The organism is Tumebacillus flagellatus (assembly GCF_000714935.1).
Lineage (GTDB): Bacteria > Bacillota > Bacilli > Tumebacillales > Tumebacillaceae > Tumebacillus > Tumebacillus flagellatus.
On record NZ_JMIR01000001.1, the window covers coordinates 24,907 to 48,288 of the forward strand.

Sequence of the window (23,382 nt, forward strand, 5' to 3'; positions counted from 1 at the left end):
GCTCCCCCTTACCCTTTGAGAACTCCAGCTTGCGTTTTCAGCGTTTTGACCGTCCGCATGTAATTGGAGGTCGAATCGGTGGTGCACAGCGTCCATTTGTGCTGCGGCCACGCTTTCATCAGGCCGACCAGCGTGCGGCTCGCCCCGACTTCCACCAGCGTGTCCACGCCGAGTTCCGCCAGCTTGTCCACCGTTTTGCGCCATTGCACCGTCTTGGTGCATTGGCCGCGGATGTCGTCGAGGATCGCTTGCAGCGTGTACTCCACCGACGCTTCGCAGTTCAAGATGATCGGCGTATCCGGGCGCTGCAGCGGAAACTGCGCCACATAGTCCATCAGCTCGTCTTCCATCTCCGCCATCAACTCGGAGTGGAACGCTTGCGAGACGCGCAGCATGCGCGGTTTCACGCCGGTGATCGTGCCCAGTTCCTCAAACAGCGCGCGCATCGTCTCCGCTTCTCCGGAGAGCACCACCTGCGTCGGCGAGTTGTCGACGCCGATGTTGCCGCCGCGCGCGGCGACGATTTCCTTGACGTGATCCATCGTCTCTTCATTGAGAGTGATCACGGCGACCATCTCGCCCAAGCGCTTCACTTCCGACATCAGCTTGCCGCGCCGTTTGACGATGTTCAGACCGTCTTGAAACGTCATCGCGCCGGAAGCGGCGATGGCGGCGAACTGGCCGAGGCTGAGACCGGCGACGATGTCCGGCTTGAACCCTTCCTGCATCAGCAAGCGGTGAACGCCGACGCTGACGGTATAAATCGCCGATTGCGCAACTGACGTGTCTGTCAGCTCCTCAATCGGCCCTTGGAAACAGAGCTTTTTCAAATCAAACCCGAGGATGTCGTTCGCTTCTTCAAACAGCGGACCGAAAACAGCCGGATGGCGTGCCGTGAAGTCGCGGCCCATACCGACCGCTTGCGTACCTTGACCCGGGAAGATAAACGCCGTCTTCATACAATCCCTCCGAGAAAGTCATCGATTTTTTGTTGAACCTCTTCCGGGATGCGGACGATCAACTGTCCGGCGGAAGTGGTCATCGCGTGCCGCGTTTCACCTGTCGCCAACAGCTGACGACCCTGTTTGCGCAACACTCGGTATTTGAACTCCAAGAGTGCTTTGGTCGGCCGCTCCAGCGCCGTTTCGACCACGACGGTCTGCCCGTAGCGGGCCGAGTCTTTGAGTTGGCATCGGAAGTCGATGACCGGCAAGTACATCTCTTCAGATAACTTGGAGAAGTCGATGCCGGCTTCCCGAGCCAAGGCGATCCTCCCGATCTCAAACCAGACGAGATAATGAGAGTGATGCACGACGTTCATGGGGTCACACTCGACATAGCGCACGTCCAGCTCGGTTTTCACCCATTTCATGAAGTTCACCCCAACAGATGTTTAGAATATTTTACATTACCATATCCGTAGTTGTATCATACAAACAATTAAATTTCAACATAACCAAAGAAAGTTAGAATTATGATTTACAATAAGTGAAGTTACCAAGTAATCAGCTGTACGTACGAGTAATTTCAATCTGTCGTCCATAAAACAAAGTTACGCTATTTTTAAGCCTGATACATTTACACAGACGATGTTTTTATGTTATATTTGACCGCGAAGTCAAGGTTATTACATGTTGTAAGTTTTGCTAATTAGTAAAATATCCAACCTGATAGTACTTCAAAAAAACCCCCACATCTCTAGGAGGTCATGGAATGTCTAAGGATCAATTGCTGGAACAAATTGAATTCCTGAAGCAAGCCGCAGAATTGACCGGCGATGCTCGCTTGAAAGCTGCCCTGTCGATGATTCAAATGATGCCGGCAGGTTCTCCTCAGCAAGCAGGTCTGGTCGCGGAAGTCTACCGCCAAGTGAAAGAAGCGATGAATGGCTACAGCCAAGCGTCCGCTCCGGAACTGGAATGGGAGCCGACCATTCTGCCCCAAGCCCCGGAAGGCGACGACCAATATGACGTGATTATCATCGGCTCCGGCATGGGTGGCCTCACCGCCGGTGTTGAGCTCGCATCTGCGGGCGCAAAAGTGTTGGTACTCGAAGCGCACTACTCTTTCGGGGGTGCCGCTCATAACTACATGCGCAAAGGCAAGTACATCTTTGACGCGGGCGTGGAAACGGTCTCCGGCCTCGGCCATCTCGGCAGCGTCAACCATTTCTTGAAGCGTCACGACCTCTGGAAAGAGATCGAATTGCTGAAGACGAGCTTCCACTTCCGTCTGGGCACGCGCTACGTCAAGATCCCGAACACGTTGGAAGCTTGGATCGACGACCTCTGCACGCGCTACCCGAGCGACGCGGAAGGCGTCCGCGAGTTCTTCAAGATCGCGATCAACGCGTATGAAGAGAAGTACTCCTTCTTCGCTCCGGACCGCATCACGCCCCGTCCGCCGACCGATGAAGAGAAGATGTCGTACCAGCAAATCCACCCGAACAACTACCGCTTGATGACCACCACCTGGGGTGAGTTCATGGGCGAATACTTGAAAGACCCGGGCCTGCGCAAGGAAGTCTCCCTGCTCTCGCACTTCATCGGCGACCGCAACGAAGACACCCCGACGTCCGACATGCTCCCGCTGCTCGGCTACTTCATCGTCGGCGGCTACCGGATCAAAGGCGGTTCGGCGAAACTGGCGAACGCGTTGGTCGGCAAGCTCCGCGAGTACGGCAGCACGGCCCGCCACTCGGTCACCGTCAACAAAATCATCATCGAAGACGGCGTCGCGAAGGGCGTGCAAACGGAAAAAGGCACGTTCTACGCGCCTGTGGTCATCTCCAACGTCGACCCGCGCCTGACCTACGAAAACCTCGTCGGTCTGGAGCACCTCTCCGAAGAATACCAAGCGAAAGTCGCCACTCTCGAACCGTCGATGTCGGCGTTTATCTTCCAAGGGATCTTCTCCAAGCCGTTCCCGACCGATGCGATCGTCACGTACTACCTCGATGAACCGGTCGAAGCCCCGGAAATCGGGCTCACCATCGGCCGTTGCGCGTACGTCTCCGCCGGCGCTCATGACCCGGACACGCTTCCGGCGGGAGAAGGCCAACTGACGATCAACTTGAACTACCCGGCGAACGCGGACAAGTACGCCAACATGAGCAAGGAAGAGTACGCCGAGCTCAAAGAAAAGCTCAGCGGCACCTTCATGAAACTGTTGGACAAAATCGATCCGGAGTTGAAAGACAGCTTGATCTGGCACGAAATTTCCTCTCCGAAAACGGCACGCCAGTACCTGCGCACCTACCAAGGATCGATCTACAACATCCGCTTTGACAAAGACCGCAAATTCCCGAACACCAACGCGCCGATCCAAGGCCTGTACCTCTGCGGTGCCGGCGTACACGGCCCGGGCGTGGAGGCGGTCGTCATCTCCGGCGGCTATGCGTCTGAAAAAATCAAGCCGCACTTTGAAGCTCGCCGCGCTGCGGCAGTTCAATAATTTTTTCTCATAGGAGGTTCAACGAATGGCTAACGAGCAAGTTACGGAACAACTGGAGTTTATCCGCCAAGTCGCCACGTTCTCCGGCGACACCCGCTTGGAAAAAGCGCTGGAATTGATCGCGACGTTCCCGGAAGGTTCTCCGGAACAGATCAAGTTGATCGAAGAAGTCTACACCGAAACCTATTCCGCGATGCAGAAGTTCCTGGAGACCGGCCAACCGCCGGAAACCGATTGGGAACCGACGATCCACCCGGCAGCGCCGGAGGGCGATGACCAATATGACGTGATCATCGTCGGTTCCGGTGTCGGCGGCATGACCGCCGGCGTGGAACTGGCTCAAGCCGGCGCGAAAGTGCTGATGCTCGAAGGTCACTCCGTCTACGGCGGCGCCACCCACACCTACACCCGCAAAGGCAAGTACATCATCGAAGCGGGCGTGGAATCGATCTCCGGCCTCGGGCCGATGGGCGCCGTCAACCATTTCTTGACCCGCCACGACCTCTGGAAAGAGCTCGAATTCCTGAAGACCGAGTTCCACTTCTCCTACAACGGCCACTACTGGGAGTTGCCGAACACGATGGAAGGCTGGACCGAATCGCTCGTCTCGCGTTACCCGGACGAGGAAGCGGGCATCCGCAACTTCTTCGACTACGCGATCAAGGCGTATGCAGAGAAGTACTCCTTCTTCGAAGAAGACCGCCTCACCCCGCGCATGCCGACGGAGGAAGAAGTGATGTCGTACGCGCAACTGCATCCTCACAACTACCACCTCATGAACACCTCTTGGGGCGAGTTTATGGACGAGTACTTGAAAGACCCGATGTTGAAAAAAGAAGTCTCCATGCTCTCCCACTTCATCGGCGACGCCAACGAAAACACCCCGACGTCCGACATGTTGCCGCTGCTCGGCTACTTCCTCATCGGCGGTTTCCGCGTCAAGGGCGGTTCGTCCAAACTGGCGCACGCGTTCATCGGGAAATACCAAGAGTACGGCGGCAAGATCATGGTCAACACGCAAGTTCACAAATTTATCGTCGAGGACGGCAAAGTCACCGGCGTGGAAACCAACCGCGGCAACTTCTACGCGCCGATCATCGTCTCCAACGCCGACACCCGCATGACGTTTGAAAAACTGCTGGGTCTGGAACACCTGACCGAAGAATACCAAGAGCTGGTCAAAGGCTTGAAGCCGTCCGCTTCGGCGTTCATCTTCCAAGGCGCGATGTCCAAGCCGTTCAAACACAAAGCGATGGTCACCTACTACTTCAAAGAGCCGAAAGTGCTGGAAGAGTACGGCCTGACCTTCGTTCGCACCGCCTACTTCTCGTCTCCGGCGCACGACCCGTCGCTGTTCCCGGAAGGCGAAGGCGGTTTGACGATCAACCTCGTCGCCAAAGCGGACGCCGACTTCTACAACCGCATGTCTCCGGAAGAGTACGCAGCGTTCAAGAAGCGCCTGCAGGAGTTCTTCATGGAAGAGATCGTCAAAGAGATCGACCAAGAAGCGTACGAGAACATGATCTGGTCCGAAGTGTCGACGCCGCGCTCCGCGTCCCGCTTCATCCGCACCTACCAAGGCTCGGTCTACGGCACGAAGCCGGACCGCGTCAACGAGTTCCCGAAAACCAAAACCCCGATGCCGGGCCTCTACATCTGCGGCGCAGGCCACCTGGGTGCAGGCGTCGAAGCGGTGCTGATCTCCGGCGGCTTCGTCGCCGAGGCTGTCAAACCGTACTTCGAGTCCCGCCAAGCAGCGTCTGTCAAGTAAATACAAAAAGACCGTCGAGATCGTATTCGGATCCCGACGGTCTTTTTTTGGGAGAGCGGCAGTCAGATCTGCAATTCCCCGAGTCGCACCAACTCGACCACGGCTTGCGAGCGTCCTTTTACGTTGAGCTTCTTCATCACATTGCTAATGTGGTTGCGAACCGTCTTCTCGCTGATGAACAGTTGGTCAGCGATTTCCTTGGTCGTTTTGTCTTGAACGAGAAGTTCAAAGACTTCCCGTTCGCGAATGGTGAGTAGGGATTTTCCTCGCGTGTCCTTGCCCGCTGTCACTCTCGATCCCTCCTTGCTCGGGTCATGAAGTCAAGGTTTCAGGGATTCAGTCAGGTTATCTTATGTGCAGGGGGCCCCTATCGGTGCGGAGTTCAACCCGAACAAAACAAAAAAAGGTCTCCCCATGGAAAGACCTTCCCGTTGTGTCGCCGTTACTCGACGAGCAATTTGATTTCCATGATCCCCATCTCTTGCAATTCGAGCGGTACCGCATACGCGATCTCTTGAGCCGGTTGGGTGATCGTGTCGCCCACTTGCACCCGCGGCGGCGTGATGTCGAAGTTAAAGCCGCTGTTGGAAAGTTGCATACAAGCATTGCCTGAAATCATGTTGGCCAGCTCAGCGATCGCACTCTGGCTCATCTCATCGAAGGCGCTCAACTCAAAGCCGCCCATCATCGCGGAGGCAATTTTCAACGCCATCTCCGGAGAGAGGCCGAACGCGACCTGACCATCCATGTGACCCTTCAAATCAATTCGAATCCAGACATGATGCATTTGAAGGTCGGGGGTCGCCGACGTTACCGTTCCCGGAGTCATCGCTGCGGGGGTCATCATCTGGAGGACTTGTTGGGCTGACTCAAGAAACGGAACTATGATCTGTGCGTGCATGGAGTACCACATCCCCTTTGCTCATGCTCACGGAGTATACCTATTAATGAAGGACACTTATTTTATCATTATAAGCTAAACCCGAGATTNGCTCACGGAGTATACCTATTAATGAAGGACACTTATTTTATCATTATAAGCTAAACCCGAGATTTCGACAAGACTTGACTATAAAAAAGACCACCTGTCGACAATGAACAGGTGGTCTTGGTGTTTCGCGAAACTAGCGCTTCAGCCAAGACGACAGCGCGTGGCGGTTGACCGCACGGTTCATCGCTGCAATCGAGGTGGTCAGCGGAATGCCCTTCGGGCACACTTGCACGCAGTTTTGCGAGTTGCCGCACTCATGAATGCCGCCTTCGCCCATCAGAGCTTCGAAGCGGTCTTCTTTGTGCATTTCGCCGGTCGGGTGCGTGTTGAAGAGACGAACTTGGGAAATCGCGAACGGACCGATAAACTTGGTGCGCTCGTTGACGTTCGGGCACGCTTCGACGCATGCGCCGCAGGTGAAGCACTTGGAGAGCTCGTACGCCCACTGACGGTCGCGCTCTGCCATGCGCGGGCCTGCTCCGAGGTCGTAGGTACCGTCGATCGGCACCCATGCCTTGACGCGTTGCAGGGCCTTGAACATACGGGAACGGTCGATGACGAGGTCGCGGACGACCGGGAAGGTGCGAGCCGGTTTCAAGCGGATCGGCTGCTCCAGTTGGTCAACCAGCGCAGAGCAGGCTTGACGCGGCTTGCCGTTGATCACCATCATGCAAGCGCCGCAAATTTCTTCCAAGCAGTTGGATTCCCATGCGACCGGAGCAACGTCCTTGCCGGACGAGTTGCGCGGGTTGCGCTGGATTTCCATCAGACACGCGATGACGTTCATGTTCGGACGGTACGGAATGCGGAATTCCTCCGTGTACGGTTGAGCGTCTTGACGGTCTTGGCGTTCAATGATTACATGAATTTCTTTTTGGCTCATGTCTGTCTCCTCCTTCCTCTATTTCTTACGCGTGCTTGTCGACTGCGTAGTTGCGCAGACGCGGTTTGATCAGGGAGACGTCGACATCTTCGTAGGAGATGACCGGGCCGTCCGGAGTCCAGGTCGCGATCGAGGACTTCAGGAACTTCTCGTCGTCGCGTTCCGGGAAGTCCGGCTTGTAGTGCGCACCGCGGGACTCGTCGCGCAGCAACGCGGAAACGGTCATCGCGCGCGCCAGTTCGAGCATGTTCCACAGCTGGCGGGTGAACGGAGCCATCATGTTCTCCCAACGGGACTTGTCAGCCATGTTGATGTTCTTGTAGCGTTCCATCAGTTCGACGATCTTCTCTTCGGTCTTCTTGAGGCGGTCGTTGTAACGAACGACGGTCATGTTGTCGGTCATGACTTGGCCGAGTTCACGATGCAGCGCGTACGGGTTCTCCGTGCCTTCCATCTTGAGGATCGCTTCGTACTTCTGCTCTTGCTTCTTGCGCTCGGTTTCAAACACGGACTTGTCGAGGTCTGCCGTGGACTTCTTGAGCCCTTTGGCATACTTGACAGCCGACGGACCGGTCACCATGCCGCCGAAGATCGCGGAGAGCAGGGAGTTTGCGCCCAGACGGTTTGCGCCGTGGTATTGGTATTCGCATTCGCCCGCTGCAAACAGACCCGGGATGTTGGTCATCTGGTTGAAACGGCCGTTTTTGTGATCGTCGACGAAGTCAACCCACATGCCGCCCATCGAGTAGTGGACCGCCGGGAAGATTTTCATCGGGACTTTGCGCGGGTCGTCGCCGGCAAACTTCTCGTAGATCTCCATGATCCCGCCGAGTTTGACGTCGAGGACTTCTTTCGGAATGTGCGATACGTCGAGGTACACCATGTTCTCGCCGTTGATGCCGAGGCCAAGGTCTACGCAGACGTGGAAGATCTCGCGGGTTGCGATGTCGCGCGGAACGAGGTTGCCGTACGCCGGGTATTTTTCTTCGAGGAAGTACCACGGCTTGCCGTCTTTGTACGTCCAGACGCGGCCGCCTTCACCGCGTGCGGATTCGGACATGAGACGCAGTTTGTCGTCGCCCGGAATCGCGGTCGGGTGGATCTGGATGAACTCGCCGTTTGCGTATTTGACACCTTGTTGGTACAGAGCGGACGCTGCGGTACCGGTGTTGATGATCGAGTTGGTGGAACGGCCGAACACGAGGCCCGGGCCGCCGGTCGCCATGATGACAGCGTCCGCAGCAAAGGAGTGGATCTCCATCGAACGCAGGTCTTGCGCGGTGATGCCGCGGCAAACGCCCTCTTCGTCCACGATTGCGGAGAGGAATTCCCAGCCTTCGTACTTCTGAACGAGACCTTGCGATTCAAAGCGGCGCACTTGTTCGTCGAGCGCGTAGAGCAGCTGTTGGCCGGTCGTTGCGCCCGCAAACGCGGTGCGGTGGTATTGGGTGCCGCCGAAACGACGGAAGTCGAGCAGACCTTCCGGGGTGCGGTTGAACATAACGCCCATGCGGTCCATCAAGTGGATGATGCCCGGCGCTGCATCGCACATCGCTTTGACCGGCGGTTGGTTTGCGAGGAAGTCCCCGCCGTAGACGGTGTCGTCAAAGTGTTCCCACGGGGAGTCACCCTCGCCCTTGGTGTTGACGGCACCGTTGATGCCACCCTGTGCGCACACAGAGTGAGAACGCTTAACAGGTACTAACGAGAACAAGTCGACCGGGATGCCTTCTTCACAGCTCTTGATGGTTGCCATCAAGCCTGCAAGGCCGCCCCCGACGACGACGATGCGTTGTTTACTCATTGCATTTCCTCCCTAACTGTGCGATTGCCTGAGACGATTAACCGTGGAATGCCACCAGTGCGGACACGCCGACGCCCGACAGCACGACGAACAGAAGCATCAGCACATAAGCGGAAACGCGTTGCGCACGCGGGCCGACCGTAACGCCCCAGTGGATCAAGAAGCCCCAAAGGCCGTTGGCAAGGTGGAAGACCGCGCAGACGGTACCGATGATCATGAATGCGTATTGCAGCGGGTTGCTAAGAATTTGTTGCACCATGTCAAAGGACGGACCGTCCGGCAAGACCTTAGCAGTCCAGAGGTGATACAGGATGAAGATGAAGGTGACAACACCCGATACGCGCTGCAGGGTGAACATCACGTTGCGACCCCAAGAATACTTGGAACCATTGTACCCGGAGGTGTACGCGACATACATGCCGTAAATGCCATGATACAGAAGCGGCAAGAAGATGAACACCCACTCGATAACCGGCAGGAACGGCATGCTCTCCAGAGTTTGCGCTTTCGCGTTGAACGCGTCAGCCCCCTTGGTTGCAAATGCGTTCATGGTCAAGTGGATGAACAAGAACAAAGTGATCGGTACTACCCCGAGCAAACTGTGCAAACGGCGGAACAGAAAGTCTCGGTTAACTTGTTGGTTTGCCACAAAGATCCTCCTTCCGAAAATAGCCGTGCTTTCACGGCCGTGCTTCCCCGGTACGTGCAATTTATCACATACCCGATTTTACGCTCCCATGAAACCGATATGATGCGCCCCCTTTGGCTGGACCTCCCGGAGGGGCTCCGGCGGCCTGTTAACGCTTTATAAATTGTACTGTTTTGGCAGAAGTGATGTCAAGAAACTGTCACACATACCTCGGCACCATTTGACGTATACTGTCGAATTGCTCTGCCAAATACAATGTTTTACCCATTTTCACTCCCACAGCATGCCTAGTATGGGAAAGAAACAAAAAGGTCATGCCTTTGCAGCATGACCAGAGCCGGATGTGCTACAACGCATGGCGAACGGAAAGCATTTCTTCGTTGACCGAAGGAACTTGTTGCTTCCATTCTACACCCGGTTCAATTTCACCATCAACAGGCAGGAGCACCGCTGTACGCTCCTCTGCCCCTGTTTTGTAGAGTGTTTGTAAAGTTTGCAGGAGATTCGACTCCTCTGCGCCCCCGATGAGCCAACTTTGACGGATTACACCGCTTTTTAATGCACTTTCACCGCGCGACGCGAGAAAGGACCCGTGCGCCAGCAGGCTTTCCACCACTTCCACTTCAAGCTTCTGCACATCGGCCGGTGTACAACAATAAGACAGATACCAAGCCTGTTGCGCGTTTTTCCCGGCGGCGCTCCCTTGGACGGGACGCTTCCACGAGGGGCGGCGGATCGAACTCTCGCCGCACAGCAGAGCGGTCAGGTCTTCAATGACGGCGCTGGCGGTGGGGAACTCCCCGGCCCCGCGCCCGGAGAACGTCAGCTCGCCGACGACGTCCGCTTGAATCGTCACGGCGTTGAACACGTCGTTGATGTTGGCGAGCGGATGGGATTTGGGCAACAGGCGCGGGCGAACCGACAGCTGCACTCCTCCCTGCTCCGCTTCTCTCGCGCTGCCGATCAACTTAATGGAATAACCCAAAGAATCTGCCAGTTCCAGATCGGCCGCTTGCAGACGGGTGATGCCCTCGCGCTCGATCTGCGCGAGGTCGACGCACGCTTCGTAAGCGAGGTTGGTCAAGATCGCCAGTTTGTACGCCGCATCGAACCCCTCGACGTCGCTGGTCGGATCCGCTTCCGCATAGCCGAGCGCTTTGGCGTCTTCGAGGATGTCGGCGTACTCGCGTCCCGTGCGCGCCATCTCCGTCAAAATGTAGTTGCAGGTGCCGTTCAAGATGCCGGAGATGCTCTTGACGCGGTTCGCCGTCAGATAGCCCTGCAACATGCGAATGACCGGAATGCCCCCGGCCACGCTCGCTTCAAACAGCAGATGAGCCCCGCTTTGCTCGGCGATGTCGAGCAACTCGGCTCCATGCTTTGCCATCAGTTCTTTGTTCGCCGTGATCACATGGCGGCCGCCCTGCAAGGCTTCGGTGATCACCGTGCGCGCCGGTTCCAGTCCGCCCATCACCTCGATCAAGATGTCGCACTCGGCGTTCAACACCTCTTGCGGGTCCAGCGTCAGCAAGTTCTGGTCGATGTCGAACTGGCGCTCTTTCTCCAAGTCGCGCACGAGAATCGACGTCACTTCCACTTCGAAGCCCGTGCGTTTGCGAATCGTTTCCCGGTTGCTGTGAAGGGTCTTGAAAACACCGCCGCCGACGGTGCCGAGACCCAAAATCCCTACGCGAACCGTGCCTTTTTTCTCTGTTGTCATACCGTTCCCTCCACTCGTTGTAAAAAACTTTTCACGATCTCCGCCGTTTGCTCCCGTTCGATCAAAAACGCATCGTGTCCGTGCACCGATTGAATCTCCGCGTACGAGCACTTCACGCCTGCGCCCTTCAACGCTTCGTAGCAGGCGCGCTGCTCCGCCGCCGTGTACAGCCGGTCGCTGTCGATGCCCACCCACAGGACGCGAGCGGTGATTTGCCGCAGCGCCGCTTGCAGACCGCCGCGCCCCCGCCCGACGTCGTGGCCGTCCATCGCGTTCAGCAGGCAGAGGTAGCTCCCGGCGTCAAATCGGTTGACGAGCTTCTGTCCGTGATGCGCGAGATAGCTTTGAATCTGGAAAGTGCCGTTCGGTGCCGTCTCCCGCCCGAAACGGTCTTGGAACAGTTCGAAGGAGCGGTACGTGATCATGCCGATCTTGCGGGCGAGCGCGAAGCCTTGCACCGGACCCGCTCCGCCGTAATAGTCCCCGCCGTTCCACGCCGGGTCGTTGGTGACCGCCGAGCGCATCGCGTCGTTGTAGGCGATGGCGAGGGCGGACAGCTGTTGCGCCGAAGCGATCGGGATGCAATGCCGCACGAACGACGGGTAGGTGACTGCCCACTCGATCGCTTGCAAGCCGCCCATCGAACCGCCGATGACGAGGTGCAGTTCCGAAACGCCGAGTTCTTGCAACAAGCGGTGTTGCAGATGCACCATGTCGCGGATCGTGACAACCGGAAACGAACTGCCGTAGGGACGCCCCGTCTCCGGGTTCACCGACTGCGGCCCCGTCGAGCCGACGCAACCGCCGAGCACGTTCGAGCAGATCACAAAGTATCGCTCCGTGTCCAGCGCTTGCTTCGGTCCGATCACACCGTTCCACCACGCCGCCGCCTGCGCGTCGCCCGTCAGCGCATGGCAGACGAGCACCGCGTTCGTCCCCGTCTCGTTCAATTCTCCGTAGGTTTCATACGCCGCTTCGACCTCGCGAAGCACAGCCCCGCTCTCCAACACAACTTCCGGCAACACGCGCTTGCCCGTGCGACACTTCTCCAACACCTTCATCGTGGTTCCCATCCTTTCTCCGTGGGATCATAGAAAAAGACCCCCTGCTTGTGAATCACAAGAGGAGGTCCTGTATGTCCAGTTCCGCCTCTTATCTGCCAGACCGGCATCTGCACGCCATGTCTGCTGGATTTAGCACCTCTTCGTCTGTTTGTGTAGACAGACGAGGTTGCCGGGCTTCGTCGGGCCAGTCCCTCCGCCGCTCTCGATAAGAGTTTTCACACTATAGGTTTATTGAAACATTTAAGACGATCAAAGTCTTCCCAAGTTGTAACACGACTCCCTCACATGCGTCAAGAATTTTCGTATGATTCAACCGGTATGCGGTCAATCGTTGAACCATTCTCGCCGCTTTGGTCGAGGCCGAGTGCGGTGTGCAAGACGCGGACGACGGCGTGAGCGTTGTTTTTTTCCACGAGGCAGGTACAGGAGGCAGGAGACGAGACGATGTCTGCTGTCTCGATGCCGGCTTGCTCCAGCGCGTCTTGCACCTGCCCGTGAAGCCGCTCTCCCGTCGTCAGCGGCGTGGCGACGACGGATACCTTGGCGAGCTGCGACTGCGGTTCGGAATCGACGGCGATGCCGTAGACGGACAGCGGAGGCACCGTATGGACCGTCGGCGAAAGCAGCGTGCCCGGGTCTTCGTAGTCAAACGAAGAGCGCACGCGCACCGGAACACCGTGACGGCGCGCCGCTTCGACCGCACGCGGGTGCAGGACATTGGCTCCGAGCGACGCCAATTCCCACATCTCGTCGTACGGAATTTCGTCGATGCGCCGCGCGTGCGGCACGATGCGCGGGTCTGTGGTGTACACGCCGTCGACGTCGGTGTAGATTTCGCATAGACCCGCTCCCAACGCCCCCGCCAACGCGACGGCGGTCGTGTCGGAACCTCCTCGTCCGAGCGTCGCGATCTCGCCCGTCTCCGTCAAGCCTTGAAACCCGGCGACGATCACGATCTTGCCCTCGCCAAGCTCCGCCAAGATGCGCGCCGGGTCGATCGACGTGATGCGCGCGCGGCCGTGCTCCGACTCGGTGCGGATGCCCGCATGACCGCCCGTCAACGAGACGGCCGGGACTCCTGCTTGTTGCACCGCCATCGCCATGAGCGCCGACGTGATTTGCTCGCCGGTGGAGAGCAGCATGTCAATTTCGCGCGGAGACGGATTCTCCGTCAACTGCCCCGCCAACTCCAGCAATTCATCTGTCGTGTGCCCCATCGCGGACACAACGCCGACGACGCGGTGTCCGCGACGCGCCGTTTCCACAAGGCGCTTTGCCGCTTTCTGAATCCGTTCCGGGTTGGCGACCGAGGTGCCGCCGAATTTTTGTACGATGAGTGACATGTGGAATCCCCCTAAGATCATATAAAAAACCCCCACTTTTCGAAAAAAGAGGGGGTCCTGAAGTCAGGGTTCCACCTCTTATCTGCCAGATGCGCATGCGCACACCTGCTGGATTTAGCACCTCTTCGTTCGTGTGGGTACGAACGAGGTTGCCGGGCTTCGTCGGGCCAGTCCCTCCGCCGCTCTCGATAAGAGTCAAAACATTCGTGTTATGAAGTTATATCCAGTTGTACCACGGGTTACGCGTTGCTGTCAAGACCTGCCACGACCGCTTCTTGCACGGAATCGAGGCCAAACGATGTATGCAGCGTGCGAACCGCTTCGTGCGCGCGCTCTTGGTCGATCACGGTCGACACTTTGATTTCCGACGTGGAAACCATCTTGATCGAGATGCCCGCTTGCGCCAAAGCCGCAAACATCTGTGCCGCCACGCCCGGGTTCGAGATCATGCCCGCGCCGACGATGGAGACTTTCGCGAGGTTTTGCTCCACGGCGATTTGCACGTCCGGGAACTGGGTCTTCAGCGTGTCCAAGGCGGTGTTCAAATCGTCCTCGCCGATCGTAAACGAGATGTCCGATTGCGCGTCGTGCACCACGGACGTGACGATGATGTCGACGTTGATCGATTGTTCGGCGAGCGCTTGGAAGATGCGCTGCAAGTTGCCGATGCGGCTCTGCATGCCGACCAAACCGATTTTCACCACGTTCATGTCATGTGCGATGCCTCGTACGATTTGTCCTTGTTCCATTGCTGCGACCTCCTCGACCAGCGTACCTGGATTGTGATTGAAGCTGGAGCGCACCATCAGTGCGACGTTGTATTGTTTGGCGAACTCGACGGCGCGCGGGTGCAGCACGCCTGCGCCCAAGTGCGCGAGTTCCAGCATCTCGTCATACGAGATCGCCGGAAGCTTGCTCGCCGCTTTGACGACGCGCGGGTCGGTGGTGTAGACCCCGTCCACGTCGGTGTAAATTTCGCAAAGATCCGCTTTCAGCGCGGCCGCCAGCGCCACGGCCGTCGTGTCCGAACCGCCGCGTCCCAGCGTCGTGATCGAACCGTCCTCCGTGATGCCTTGGAAACCGGCAACGATGACGACATTGCCGTCGTTCAGCGCCCCGTGCAAACGGGACGGCTCAATGTCGGTGATCCGGGCGCGCCCGTGCACCGCTTCGGTGGTGATGCCCGCCAAACCTCCGGTGAACGAGAGGCTGTTCTGCCCGAGCTCTTGAATCGCCATCGCGAGCAACGCGATGGAGATCTGCTCCCCGGTCGTGAGCAGCATGTCCATCTCGCGCGGAGACGGATTGCTCGTCAGTTGACGAGCGAGGTCGATCAAATCGTCGGTGGTGTCTCCCATCGCGGAGACGACGACGACCACTTGGTGGCCTGCTTGCGCCGTTTCCACAACTCGGCGCGCCACGCGCTGGATTCGTTCAGGGTTTGCGACGGAAGAGCCGCCAAACTTTTTCACGATCAATGCCATGTGGTACCTCCACTCCCATCCTGTCTGTGCTTGACTGTTCACACGGCGGGCGAGCGGACTCCGTTCCTTATCAAAAAACAGCCGTAAGAAAGGGGCATCCCTTCCTACGGCTGTTAGCAGACGTACGGTGTCCCTCGTCTCCCTTGGTTGTGAGATAGTCCTCCACGTGACGACGGGTGAATTTCGTCACGTGACAGTCCTGCACCTGTTCGATGCAGACCCAGCCTGAGGTCACCCGGTATGTCCTCGACTTCGGCGAATGTCCCTTTCCCCACGATTCAATGAGATCCCGGTCTCTCCTCGTACGTACTCTTGATCGATTCGCGCCTCTACTCACCTCGTTGAGAGATGAGGTTCTATGAAACTTGTGTTAGTATATCATGCCTGAGCCAAAAAATTCAAGATCTCGCGCGCCAACTTGTCGCCGATTCCCGCTTGGCGGTATTCCTCGACGGAGGCGGCCTTCATCGCCTGCACGGAGCCGAAGTGTTTGAGCAACGCTTTGCGGCGCTTCTCTCCCACGCCCGGAATGTCGTCGAGCACCGAGCGAAACGCGTTCTTGCCTTTGGTTTCGCGGTGGAACGTGATCGCAAAGCGGTGCACTTCGTCTTGGATGCGCGTCAGCAGATAGAAGCCCTGCGACGTGCGCTCGATCGGCACCGGCGCCGGGTCTTCGCCCAAGAACAACTGCGACGTGCGGTGACGGTCGTCCTTGGCGAGCCCGCAGACAGGGATGTCGAGACCGAGTTCGTTCTCCAACACGTCCAGCGCCGCGTTGATGTGTCCGCGACCGCCGTCGACGAGCACCAAGTCCGGCAGCGGCTGGTTCTCTTTGAGCAGACGGGTGTAGCGGCGGCGGATGACTTCGCGCATGGACGCGTAGTCGTCCGGGCCTTGGACGGTTTTGATCTTGAATTTGCGGTAGTCCTTGCGAAACGGCTGTCCGTCGACAAACACGACCATCGCCGCCACGGCATCGGTGCCTTGGATGTTCGAGTTGTCGAACGCTTCGATCCGGCGCGGAGCAGGAATCATCATCGCTTCTCCGAGCTGTTCGACGGCGCGGATCGTGCGGTTTTGGTCGCGTTCCATCAATTTAAACCGCTCGTCGAGCGCGATCTTGGCGTTCTCCGCCGCCATGTCGACCAGTTGTTTTTTGTCGCCGCGCTGCGGGGTTTTGACTTTGACGCCCTTGAGCCACTCCTCCAGCACTTGCGCTTCTTCGCCCTCGTAGGGCAGGAGAATCTCTTGCGGGAGGTCGGCGTTGTCGATGTAAAATTGTGTGACGTAGGACAGGAAGTCCTCGCGCTCTTCGCCGTGGTACGGGAAGATCTGGACATCGCGTTCAATCAATTTGCCTTGGCGCATGTAGAACACTTGCACGCACATATGATCTTTGTCGGCGTAATAGCCAAATACATCGCGGTCGACCGTGTCGGCCATCGTGACTTTTTGCTTCTCCATGACGCGCTCGATGGCATCGATCTGATCGCGCAGCTCCTTGGCGCGCTCGAAATTCAAATTCTCCGCTTCCTGCATCATCTGATCGCGCAGGTTGTCGGCGATCTCGCGGTGCCCGCCGTTCAGGAAACGGGTGATCTCCTTGACCATGCCTTGGTACGTTTCCGGCTCCACGTTGTATTCGCACGGCGCGACGCATTGGTTGATGTGGTAGTAGAGACACACTTTGTCCTTGAGCGTCTTGCACTTGCGAAGCGGATAGAGGCGGTCGAGCAGCTTCTTGGTTTCATACGCCGCTTGCGAGTTCGGATAGGGGCCGAAATACTTGCCTTTGTCCTTGGACACGCGGCGGACGATCTCCAGTTTCGGGTGCTCTTCGTTGGTGATCTTGATATACGGGTACGTTTTGTCGTCGCGCAGCATGATGTTGAACGGCGGTTTGTACTGCTTGATCATGTTGCATTCGAGCACCAGCGCTTCGACGACCGTGTTGGTGACGATATATTCGAAGTCGGCGATGTTCGAGACCATCAGTTGGGTCTTGCCGTCGTGGCTGCCTGTAAAGTACGAGCGCACGCGGTTCTTCAAGACTTTCGCCTTGCCCACGTAGATGATCTCGCCGTCTGCATTTTTCATCTGATAGACGCCCGGTTTGTCGGGCAGGAGTTTCAACTTCTCACGGATTCGCTCACGAATGTCCATGTCGGTCACCCGCTTTCTAAGTTCGCATCTCTCTCTATTCTAGCAAAAACGGCTTGATCATCTCCAGTAGGACTTTCTTGGATTGCAACCCGATGATCCGCTCGACTTCATGGCCGTTTTGAAACAACAGCAAAGTCGGCACGCTCATGATCCCGAACTTCTGCAGCAACCGGCCCTCTTCGTCGATGTCGAGAGTGAGCACTTGCAGCGAACTTCCCGCCTCTTCTTGCATTTCGACCAGCACCTCTTCCATCGTTTGGCACGGCGAACACCAAGAAGCGTGGAAGAAGACCAGGGATACCCCGTCTCTGAGCTGCCTTTCAAGATTGGATTCCGATGTTGGTTTCATACCTTCACGCTCCCCTTCTCATACTATATGTGATTTTTCGTTCGTCAAGGAGGCTTCCTCATGAATTGGTCCCAACTCTTGCACCGCCTGACGCCCTACGGCGACCTCTGCCCGCGCGTGGAAGTGCGGCAGGCTCCCCAAGACGTGATCGTCCATTGCGAATTGCCCGGTTTGACACACCCGGAACAAGTACGCTTGCACGTTCAAGAGACGATGCTGACCCTGCACGGCAACGTCGAGCGGGAAGAGCCGCAGGGGGAAGGCTTTGATCTGTTGCATACGGAGCGGCACTACGGGCCGTTTTCCCGCAGCGTGCCGCTTCCGATCGCCGTCGACCCGGAGCAGGTGCAAGCCGCCTATCGCAATGGACTGCTCACCGTCACCATGCGAAAACTCACCAGCGTTCCCGGCAAAAACATCCGCGTGGAATTTCAAGACTGAGTGAAAGCAAGAACGTCAAAAAAGTCCTGCCGCACCAGACCCGCGGCAGGCTTTTTACTTCCGTACTTATTGAGGGGTGTCGTCTTGCGGGTGCAGGATCTTCGGGCGTTTCGTTTTCCAACCGGCCGGGGGACGGAACAGCACATGAAGCAGCGCCGCGCGGTTAAACGGAAGCAACGGCCAAAAGTACGGCGTGTCCAGCGCTTTGGTGCGAATCAACAAGACCAGCCAGAGGATCACGCTGAGAGCGACCCCCCAGATGTGAAACATCCCGGTCAACACCAGCATGCCCAAACGCACGATCTGGTTGGCGACCGCCAGTTCGTAACTGGGCGTGGCAAACGTGCCGATGGCGGCGATCGACGTGATCAGCACCGCTTCGTTTGTGAAAAAACCGACATCGATCGCGACCGAGCCGATCATCATCGCCGCCACCAGCCCGAGAGCTGAGCCGAGCGGATTGGGCGTGTGCACAGACGCCATGCGCAGCAGGCCGAGGCCGAACTCTGCAGCCATGATCTGCCAAAACGGCGACAACGTCAGCGTTTTGTCCGGCAGCAGGAAAATCAGCGCGTGCGGCAGCAGCCACGGCGACAGAATCAAGCCGAGCCACAGCGGCGAGAGAAAAATGGAAAGCATGATCGCGACGAACCGCAACCAGCGGACAAACACGCCGATGATCGGTTTTTGCCGAAACTCTTCGGCGTGTTGCAGATGGTGAAAAAACGTCGTCGGCGTGATCATCACGCTCGGCGAGGTATCGACGTAGATCAGGACATGCCCTTCCAAGAGATGCACGGCGGCGACGTCCGGCCGTTCGGTGTAGCGGACGAGCGGGTAAGGGTTCCAATTGCGTCCGAACACGAGCTCTTCCACGGTCTTTTCCGCCATCGGGAGGCCGTCGATTTCGATCTCGCCGATTTTGTTTTTGACCAACTCCACCAGATCGGGGTTGGCGATGCCGTCGATGTAGGCGACGACGATGTCCGTTTTGGAGCGGACGCCGGCACGCACGTACTCCATGCGCAACCCTTCGTCGCGGATGCGGCGGCGGGTCAGGGCGGTGTTGAAGCAGACTGTTTCCGTGAATCCGTCGCGGGAGCCGCGGACGACGCGCTCCAAGTCCGGTTCTTCCGGGCCGCGCGCCGGATACGTGCGGGCGTCCACGGAGACGGCGCGGTCTTCGCCGTCGATCAAGAAGACGAGCGGGCCGGAGAGCACGGCGGTTTTGAGGTCTTCGAGGTTGTCGATCGATTCGACTTCGAGGTAGCCGATTTGGGTTTCGAGCAGGATTTGAATTTCTTGGGTGGTGAAGTTTTGCTGTTGGAGAGCGGAGAGGTGTTCCATGACGCGGTTCATGATATCGTCTTTGGCAAAGCCGTCGATGAAGTACAGCGCGAAGTCGCGCCCGGCGTAGTTCAGTTCGCGACAGATCATGTCAAAGCTTTTTTTGACGCCGAGTTCGCGGTTGAGAATGTCGATGTTGTCGCGCAACGTTTTGGAGAGTTTGCGCGGGGCGGCGGATGGTGATTGCATGATGGTGTGTTGTCATCCTTTCCCTGTGGCAGGCATTCTTTCACAGTATGAGTTGGGAGGCGGGGGTTCATACTCATGGAGAAGGGGAGGTGGTTGGAATGGCGGATACGCCGAAACGCAAGGAGTTTGTCAACCGCGAGTTGGAGTATGTGCAGTCGATGCAGAATACGATTTTGCCGGAAGAATTTCCGGAGGGTCCGTATGGCGCCACTGTGTTTTTGGAGCAGAAGATCGGCAAATCTTCGCCGTGGGAACCGGGGCAGCAGACGACGCACCGTTTCTTCGACGAAAACCCGGCCTTCTCCGACACCCTCGCGCATCCTCCGAGCGCCGAACTGCCCGACCTGTAAGAAAAAACGCCCTGTGCACAAGAGGCTGTGCGCAGGGCGTTTTTTTCATGGACACTCCGGGGGAACTCCGTCGTGGACGACCACGAGGACCAAGCGATCGACGCTGTTTTCAACGGTGTCGAGGCGTTGATCGACTTGGTCAAGACGTTGTTCGACCCTGTCAAGACGTTGTTCGACCCTGTCAAGGCGTTGTTCGACCCTGTCAAGACGTTGTTCGACCCTGTCGAGGCGTTGTTCGACCCTGTCGAGGCGTTGTTCGACTCTCTCGAACCGCTCATTCATTTCAGAGCGCAATTCTGTCATTTCAGAGCGCAGTTCCGTGAACTGTGTGACCATGAACCGATGCATGTTCTCCATCATCGACTGCATTTGAAAAAACTGAAACTGGGTCATCGGACTGTCGGGGTTGTACGAATGTTGAGGTTGCATGAGGGCGGGCACCTGCCTTGTGGAAAATGGGGGGCCCGAATGCCGGGCCGCGGTGCGCCAATTGAATAGCTCGCAAACGGAGCAAACGTGTTTCCATACTCAAAGTCTAGCACGCGATTTCCAATGTAAACAATCCTTTCAACGAAACTTTTTTCCCGCAAGCAAAAAGGCTCGCCCCATTTAAGGAACGAGCCTTTCCACCACCCGGTTGATATCGGGCTTGGGTGTTACTTTCCCATCTTCGCTTTCAGCGCCGCCAGTTCGTCGTCGATGTCGGAAGAGCCTTTCTTGAGCTCTTTGAACTCATCGTCGAGCGAACGGGAGGAACCGTACAGTTGCTTGGACGCCTCGGCTTCCGCTTCCGCTTGCAGGACTTTCTCCTCCATGCGCGAGAAGCCTTTCGCCGCGTTGTCGGTTCCGAAACCGGACATGACTTCGTTGATTTGCTTTTGCGCCTTCGCCGCTTCGTGACGAGCTTTGAGGGTGTCTTTCTTGTTCTTCATCTCTTCGAATTGGTCTTTCATTTCGGAGAGACGGTGGCGCAGGTCGTCGGCGGTGACTTTTGCGTTTTGGTATTGTTGCTTGTAATCGTTCGCTTTCTCCGCGACCGATTTCTTGTCAACCAGCGCGCGGCGGGCGAGGTCTTCGTTGCCTTGCTCCAGCGCCATCATCGCTTGCTGTTCACGCTTCGTTGCGAGTTCGGAAGCTTCTTCGTATTGTTGCTTCAGCTTCATCTCCACCGCGATTTGCTTCGCAACCGCGACTTCTGCGTCCTTGATGTCTTCTTCCATATCGCGCAGGTATTGCTCCAGCATCTTCACCGGATCTTCTGCTTTATCCAGCAGAGCGTTGATGTTCGCCATGGTCAGATCGCGCAAACGTTTAAACAGGGCCATTGTATGACAACCTCCTAAGATTTAAGTAACATTTTGTTTATGCTATGGTATACGAGCGGTATTCGAATAGGTTTCAGGTTTTCCAAAAAAACTTTTTGCCAACCCCGCTCCCCTTCTCAGTATACCAGCAGTTTCCATAGGAAGATATGGATTTTCTGTGGCTGTGTGCCCCCTCCTCCAGTAAAGAAAGCATCCCAACCGCGAGTGTGCGGACGAGATGCTTTTTCCATAGAGAACGCTCTGGAACCCTTAGTCTTCCATCGTGGACAAATCGCCCGTCGGCAGGCCCAGTTCCCACGCTTTCAGGACGCGGCGCATGATCTTGCCGGAGCGGGTCTTCGGGAGTTTGTCGCGGAACTCGATCTCGCGCGGCGCGGCGTGCGCGGCGAGGCCGGTTTTGACAAACTCGCGGATTTCCGCGATCAACTCGTCGGTCGGCTCGTAGCCCTCGCGCAGTGCGATGAACGCCTTGATCACTTCTCCGCGCAATGCGTCCGGCTTGCCGATGACGCCTGCTTCCGCGACCGCCGGGTGCTCCACCAACTTCGACTCGACTTCAAACGGACCGACGCGCTCGCCGGACGTGTTGATCACGTCGTCGATGCGGCCTTGGAACCAGAAGTAGCCGTCCTCGTCCTTGTATGCGGAGTCGCCGGAGATGTACCACGGCTTCAAGCCGAAGTATTCCTCGTACTTCGCCGGGTTGTTCCAGATCTTGCGCATCATCGACGGCCACGGCGCACGAATCGCGAGGTTGCCCATCGTGTTCGGCGGCAGTTCGTTGCCTTCATGGTCGACGATCGCCGCGTAGATGCCCGGGAACGGCTTGCCCATCGAGCCCGGTTTCATCGTCAGGCACGGGTAGTTCGAGATCATCTGCCCGCCCGTTTCGGTCATCCACCAGTTGTCATGGATGCGCTGCCCGTACACCTTCATGCCCCAACGCACAACTTCTGCGTTCAGCGGCTCCCCGACGGAAAGGATGTGGCGAACGGACGAGATGTCGTACTTTTGGACCAAGTCGTCGCCTGCGCCCATCAGCATGCGGAACGCGGTCGGAGCGGAGTACCAAACGGTGACTTTGAAGCGTTGCAACGTCTCGTACCAGTCTTCCGGCGTGAAGCGGCCGCCGCGAATCACAGACGTGACGCCGTGCAGCCACGGACCCCAGATGCCGTACGCCGTGCCGGTGACCCACCCCGGGTCGGCGGTGCACCAGAACACATCGTCCGGGCGCAAGTCGAGCACCCACTTGCCGGTTTGGTAGTGCTGGATCATCGCGTTGTGAACGTGGAGCACGCCCTTCGGCTTGCCGGTCGAACCGGACGTGTAGTGCAGGACGAGGCCGTCCTCGCGATCCACCCACTCGATGTCCAACGCATCGGACGCGTCGTTCATTTCCGCTTCAAACGAAATTTCCTTCGGCGCCAACTCGCCCTCGCTGCCTACGAGGAACACATGCTGGAGTTCCGGCAGGTCAGCGACCGGCACGCGCTCTTTGAGCTTCGGCGTGGTGACGATGGCAATCGCGCCGGAGTCTTGGAGACGGTCGCGAACCGCCCCTTCCATAAACGCTTCAAACAGCGGTCCGACGATCGCACCGATCTTGACCGCGCCGAGCAGCGCCGCATACAATTCCGGCGAGCGCGGCATGAAGATGAACACGCGGTCGCCCTTCTGAATGCCGTACTTTCGAAGCACGTTGCCAAACTTATTGGACAGAGCTTTCAACTCTGCAAACGTATAGTTCTCGTCGCGGGAGGCATCGCTGTAATAGAGCGCGATATGATCGCCGCGGCCCGCGTCCACATGACGGTCGATGGCTTCATAAGCGACGTTGATCTTGCCCGTGCTCGACCAAGACAGCTCCTTCTCAACCTCTGCCCAATCGAACGCGGCGTACGCTTCGTCGTAATCCTTCATGTTATACTGCTCGGCCAGTACTCCGATCAGCTCGTGCGTCTTTTCCGACATGAACAAGACAACCCCCTTATTTTGCTAACTTGCAGAATATTGTAACATAGTGAAAGCGCAAACAACAGGTTTTTCGCCCCAG

General features: G+C 57.3%; 21 protein-coding genes and 3 riboswitches. Of the genes, 5 read left to right on the forward strand and 16 right to left on the reverse strand.

Annotation, left to right across the window (positions count from 1 at the left end; all coding sequences use genetic code 11):
• Positions 1 to 8 precede the first annotated feature (8 nt).
• Positions 9 to 959: an ACP S-malonyltransferase gene (locus EL26_RS00125; RefSeq protein WP_038083158.1), complete on the reverse strand. Its 951-nt coding sequence runs from the start codon at positions 957 to 959 to the stop codon at positions 9 to 11.
• Positions 956 to 1,372: an acyl-CoA thioesterase gene (locus EL26_RS00130; protein ID WP_038083160.1), complete on the reverse strand. Its 417-nt coding sequence runs from the start codon at positions 1,370 to 1,372 to the stop codon at positions 956 to 958. Before EL26_RS00130 ends, EL26_RS00125 begins: the two co-directional genes overlap by 4 nt.
• Positions 1,373 to 1,713: 341 nt before the next feature.
• On the opposite strand from EL26_RS00130, the gene EL26_RS00135 reads away from it, so the two are divergent.
• A complete protein-coding gene (locus EL26_RS00135; protein WP_038083162.1) occupies positions 1,714 to 3,453 on the forward strand; it encodes a phytoene desaturase family protein in 1,740 nt (579 codons plus the stop codon).
• A 25-nt stretch (positions 3,454 to 3,478) separates the two neighbouring features.
• Complete coding sequence (locus EL26_RS00140) at positions 3,479 to 5,224, forward strand: phytoene desaturase family protein (protein WP_038083163.1); 1,746 nt, start codon at positions 3,479 to 3,481, stop codon at positions 5,222 to 5,224.
• Between the two features lie 62 nt (positions 5,225 to 5,286).
• Here the strand turns inward: EL26_RS00140 and EL26_RS00145 are convergent, their stop codons facing one another.
• The 11 genes from EL26_RS00145 to EL26_RS24270 all read right to left on the reverse strand — a co-directional run bounded on the left by EL26_RS00145 (position 5,287) and on the right by EL26_RS24270 (position 17,674).
• Entirely contained in the window at positions 5,287 to 5,514 is a 228-nt protein-coding gene (locus EL26_RS00145) for a helix-turn-helix domain-containing protein (protein ID WP_038083164.1), read from the reverse strand.
• Positions 5,515 to 5,666: 152 nt separating this feature from the next.
• On the reverse strand, positions 5,667 to 6,125 hold the full coding sequence (locus EL26_RS00150) for a chemotaxis protein CheX (RefSeq protein ID WP_038083166.1): 459 nt from the start codon (positions 6,123 to 6,125) through the stop codon (positions 5,667 to 5,669).
• Positions 6,126 to 6,348: 223 nt separating this feature from the next.
• Complete coding sequence (gene sdhB, locus EL26_RS00155; protein WP_038083168.1) at positions 6,349 to 7,098, reverse strand: succinate dehydrogenase iron-sulfur subunit; 750 nt, start codon at positions 7,096 to 7,098, stop codon at positions 6,349 to 6,351.
• A gap of 25 nt (positions 7,099 to 7,123) precedes the next feature.
• Complete coding sequence (gene sdhA, locus EL26_RS00160; RefSeq protein WP_038083170.1) at positions 7,124 to 8,902, reverse strand: succinate dehydrogenase flavoprotein subunit; 1,779 nt, start codon at positions 8,900 to 8,902, stop codon at positions 7,124 to 7,126.
• A gap of 37 nt (positions 8,903 to 8,939) precedes the next feature.
• Complete coding sequence (locus tag EL26_RS00165; RefSeq protein ID WP_152559126.1) at positions 8,940 to 9,551, reverse strand: succinate dehydrogenase cytochrome b558 subunit; 612 nt, start codon at positions 9,549 to 9,551, stop codon at positions 8,940 to 8,942.
• 346 nt (positions 9,552 to 9,897) lie between these two features.
• Positions 9,898 to 11,271, reverse strand: coding sequence for a homoserine dehydrogenase (locus tag EL26_RS00170; RefSeq protein WP_052035794.1), 1,374 nt, complete (start codon positions 11,269 to 11,271; stop codon positions 9,898 to 9,900).
• The gene (gene metX, locus EL26_RS00175; RefSeq protein WP_038083172.1) at positions 11,268 to 12,332 is read right to left on the reverse strand and encodes a homoserine O-acetyltransferase MetX; all 1,065 of its coding nucleotides are present in this window, start codon (positions 12,330 to 12,332) and stop codon (positions 11,268 to 11,270) included. Before metX ends, EL26_RS00170 begins: the two co-directional genes overlap by 4 nt.
• Before the next feature lie 88 nt (positions 12,333 to 12,420).
• Positions 12,421 to 12,547: riboswitch (SAM riboswitch) on the reverse strand.
• 78 nt (positions 12,548 to 12,625) lie between these two features.
• Positions 12,626 to 13,678 carry an aspartate kinase gene (locus EL26_RS00180; protein WP_052035795.1) on the reverse strand — a complete coding sequence of 351 codons (1,053 nt, stop codon included), beginning with the start codon at positions 13,676 to 13,678 and terminating at the stop codon, positions 12,626 to 12,628.
• Positions 13,679 to 13,753: 75 nt separating this feature from the next.
• A riboswitch (SAM riboswitch) is annotated at positions 13,754 to 13,873 on the reverse strand.
• 44 nt (positions 13,874 to 13,917) lie between these two features.
• Positions 13,918 to 15,162, reverse strand: a complete 1,245-nt coding sequence (locus EL26_RS00185; protein WP_038083174.1) for an aspartate kinase — start codon at positions 15,160 to 15,162, stop codon at positions 13,918 to 13,920.
• Positions 15,163 to 15,309: 147 nt separating this feature from the next.
• Positions 15,310 to 15,502, reverse strand: a riboswitch (Lysine riboswitch).
• Positions 15,503 to 15,540: 38 nt separating this feature from the next.
• A complete protein-coding gene (uvrC, locus tag EL26_RS00190; protein WP_152559136.1) occupies positions 15,541 to 17,319 on the reverse strand; it encodes an excinuclease ABC subunit UvrC in 1,779 nt (592 codons plus the stop codon).
• A 40-nt stretch (positions 17,320 to 17,359) separates the two neighbouring features.
• A complete protein-coding gene (locus EL26_RS24270; protein WP_038083179.1) occupies positions 17,360 to 17,674 on the reverse strand; it encodes a thioredoxin family protein in 315 nt (104 codons plus the stop codon).
• A 60-nt stretch (positions 17,675 to 17,734) separates the two neighbouring features.
• Here EL26_RS24270 and EL26_RS00200 point away from each other — a divergent pair, with 60 nt between their 5' ends.
• Positions 17,735 to 18,115: an Hsp20/alpha crystallin family protein gene (locus EL26_RS00200; RefSeq protein WP_052035797.1), complete on the forward strand. Its 381-nt coding sequence runs from the start codon at positions 17,735 to 17,737 to the stop codon at positions 18,113 to 18,115.
• 66 nt (positions 18,116 to 18,181) lie between these two features.
• On the opposite strand, the gene EL26_RS00205 is transcribed toward EL26_RS00200, so the two are convergent.
• The gene (locus EL26_RS00205; protein WP_038083181.1) at positions 18,182 to 19,651 is read right to left on the reverse strand and encodes a spore germination protein; all 1,470 of its coding nucleotides are present in this window, start codon (positions 19,649 to 19,651) and stop codon (positions 18,182 to 18,184) included.
• Between the two features lie 98 nt (positions 19,652 to 19,749).
• On the opposite strand from EL26_RS00205, the gene EL26_RS00210 reads away from it, so the two are divergent.
• Together EL26_RS00210 and EL26_RS25180 are read left to right on the forward strand one after the other, a co-directional pair.
• Positions 19,750 to 20,001, forward strand: coding sequence for a hypothetical protein (locus EL26_RS00210; protein ID WP_052035798.1), 252 nt, complete (start codon positions 19,750 to 19,752; stop codon positions 19,999 to 20,001).
• Positions 20,002 to 20,073: 72 nt separating this feature from the next.
• The gene (locus EL26_RS25180) at positions 20,074 to 20,499 is read left to right on the forward strand and encodes a hypothetical protein (protein WP_038083183.1); all 426 of its coding nucleotides are present in this window, start codon (positions 20,074 to 20,076) and stop codon (positions 20,497 to 20,499) included.
• A gap of 158 nt (positions 20,500 to 20,657) precedes the next feature.
• Here the strand turns inward: EL26_RS25180 and EL26_RS00220 are convergent, their stop codons facing one another.
• Together EL26_RS00220 and acsA are read right to left on the reverse strand one after the other, a co-directional pair.
• Positions 20,658 to 21,326 carry a PspA/IM30 family protein gene (locus EL26_RS00220; protein WP_038083185.1) on the reverse strand — a complete coding sequence of 223 codons (669 nt, stop codon included), beginning with the start codon at positions 21,324 to 21,326 and terminating at the stop codon, positions 20,658 to 20,660.
• A 249-nt stretch (positions 21,327 to 21,575) separates the two neighbouring features.
• Positions 21,576 to 23,300, reverse strand: a complete 1,725-nt coding sequence (gene acsA / locus EL26_RS00225) for an acetate--CoA ligase (RefSeq protein ID WP_052035799.1) — start codon at positions 23,298 to 23,300, stop codon at positions 21,576 to 21,578.
• Between the last annotated feature and the right edge of the window lie 82 nt (positions 23,301 to 23,382).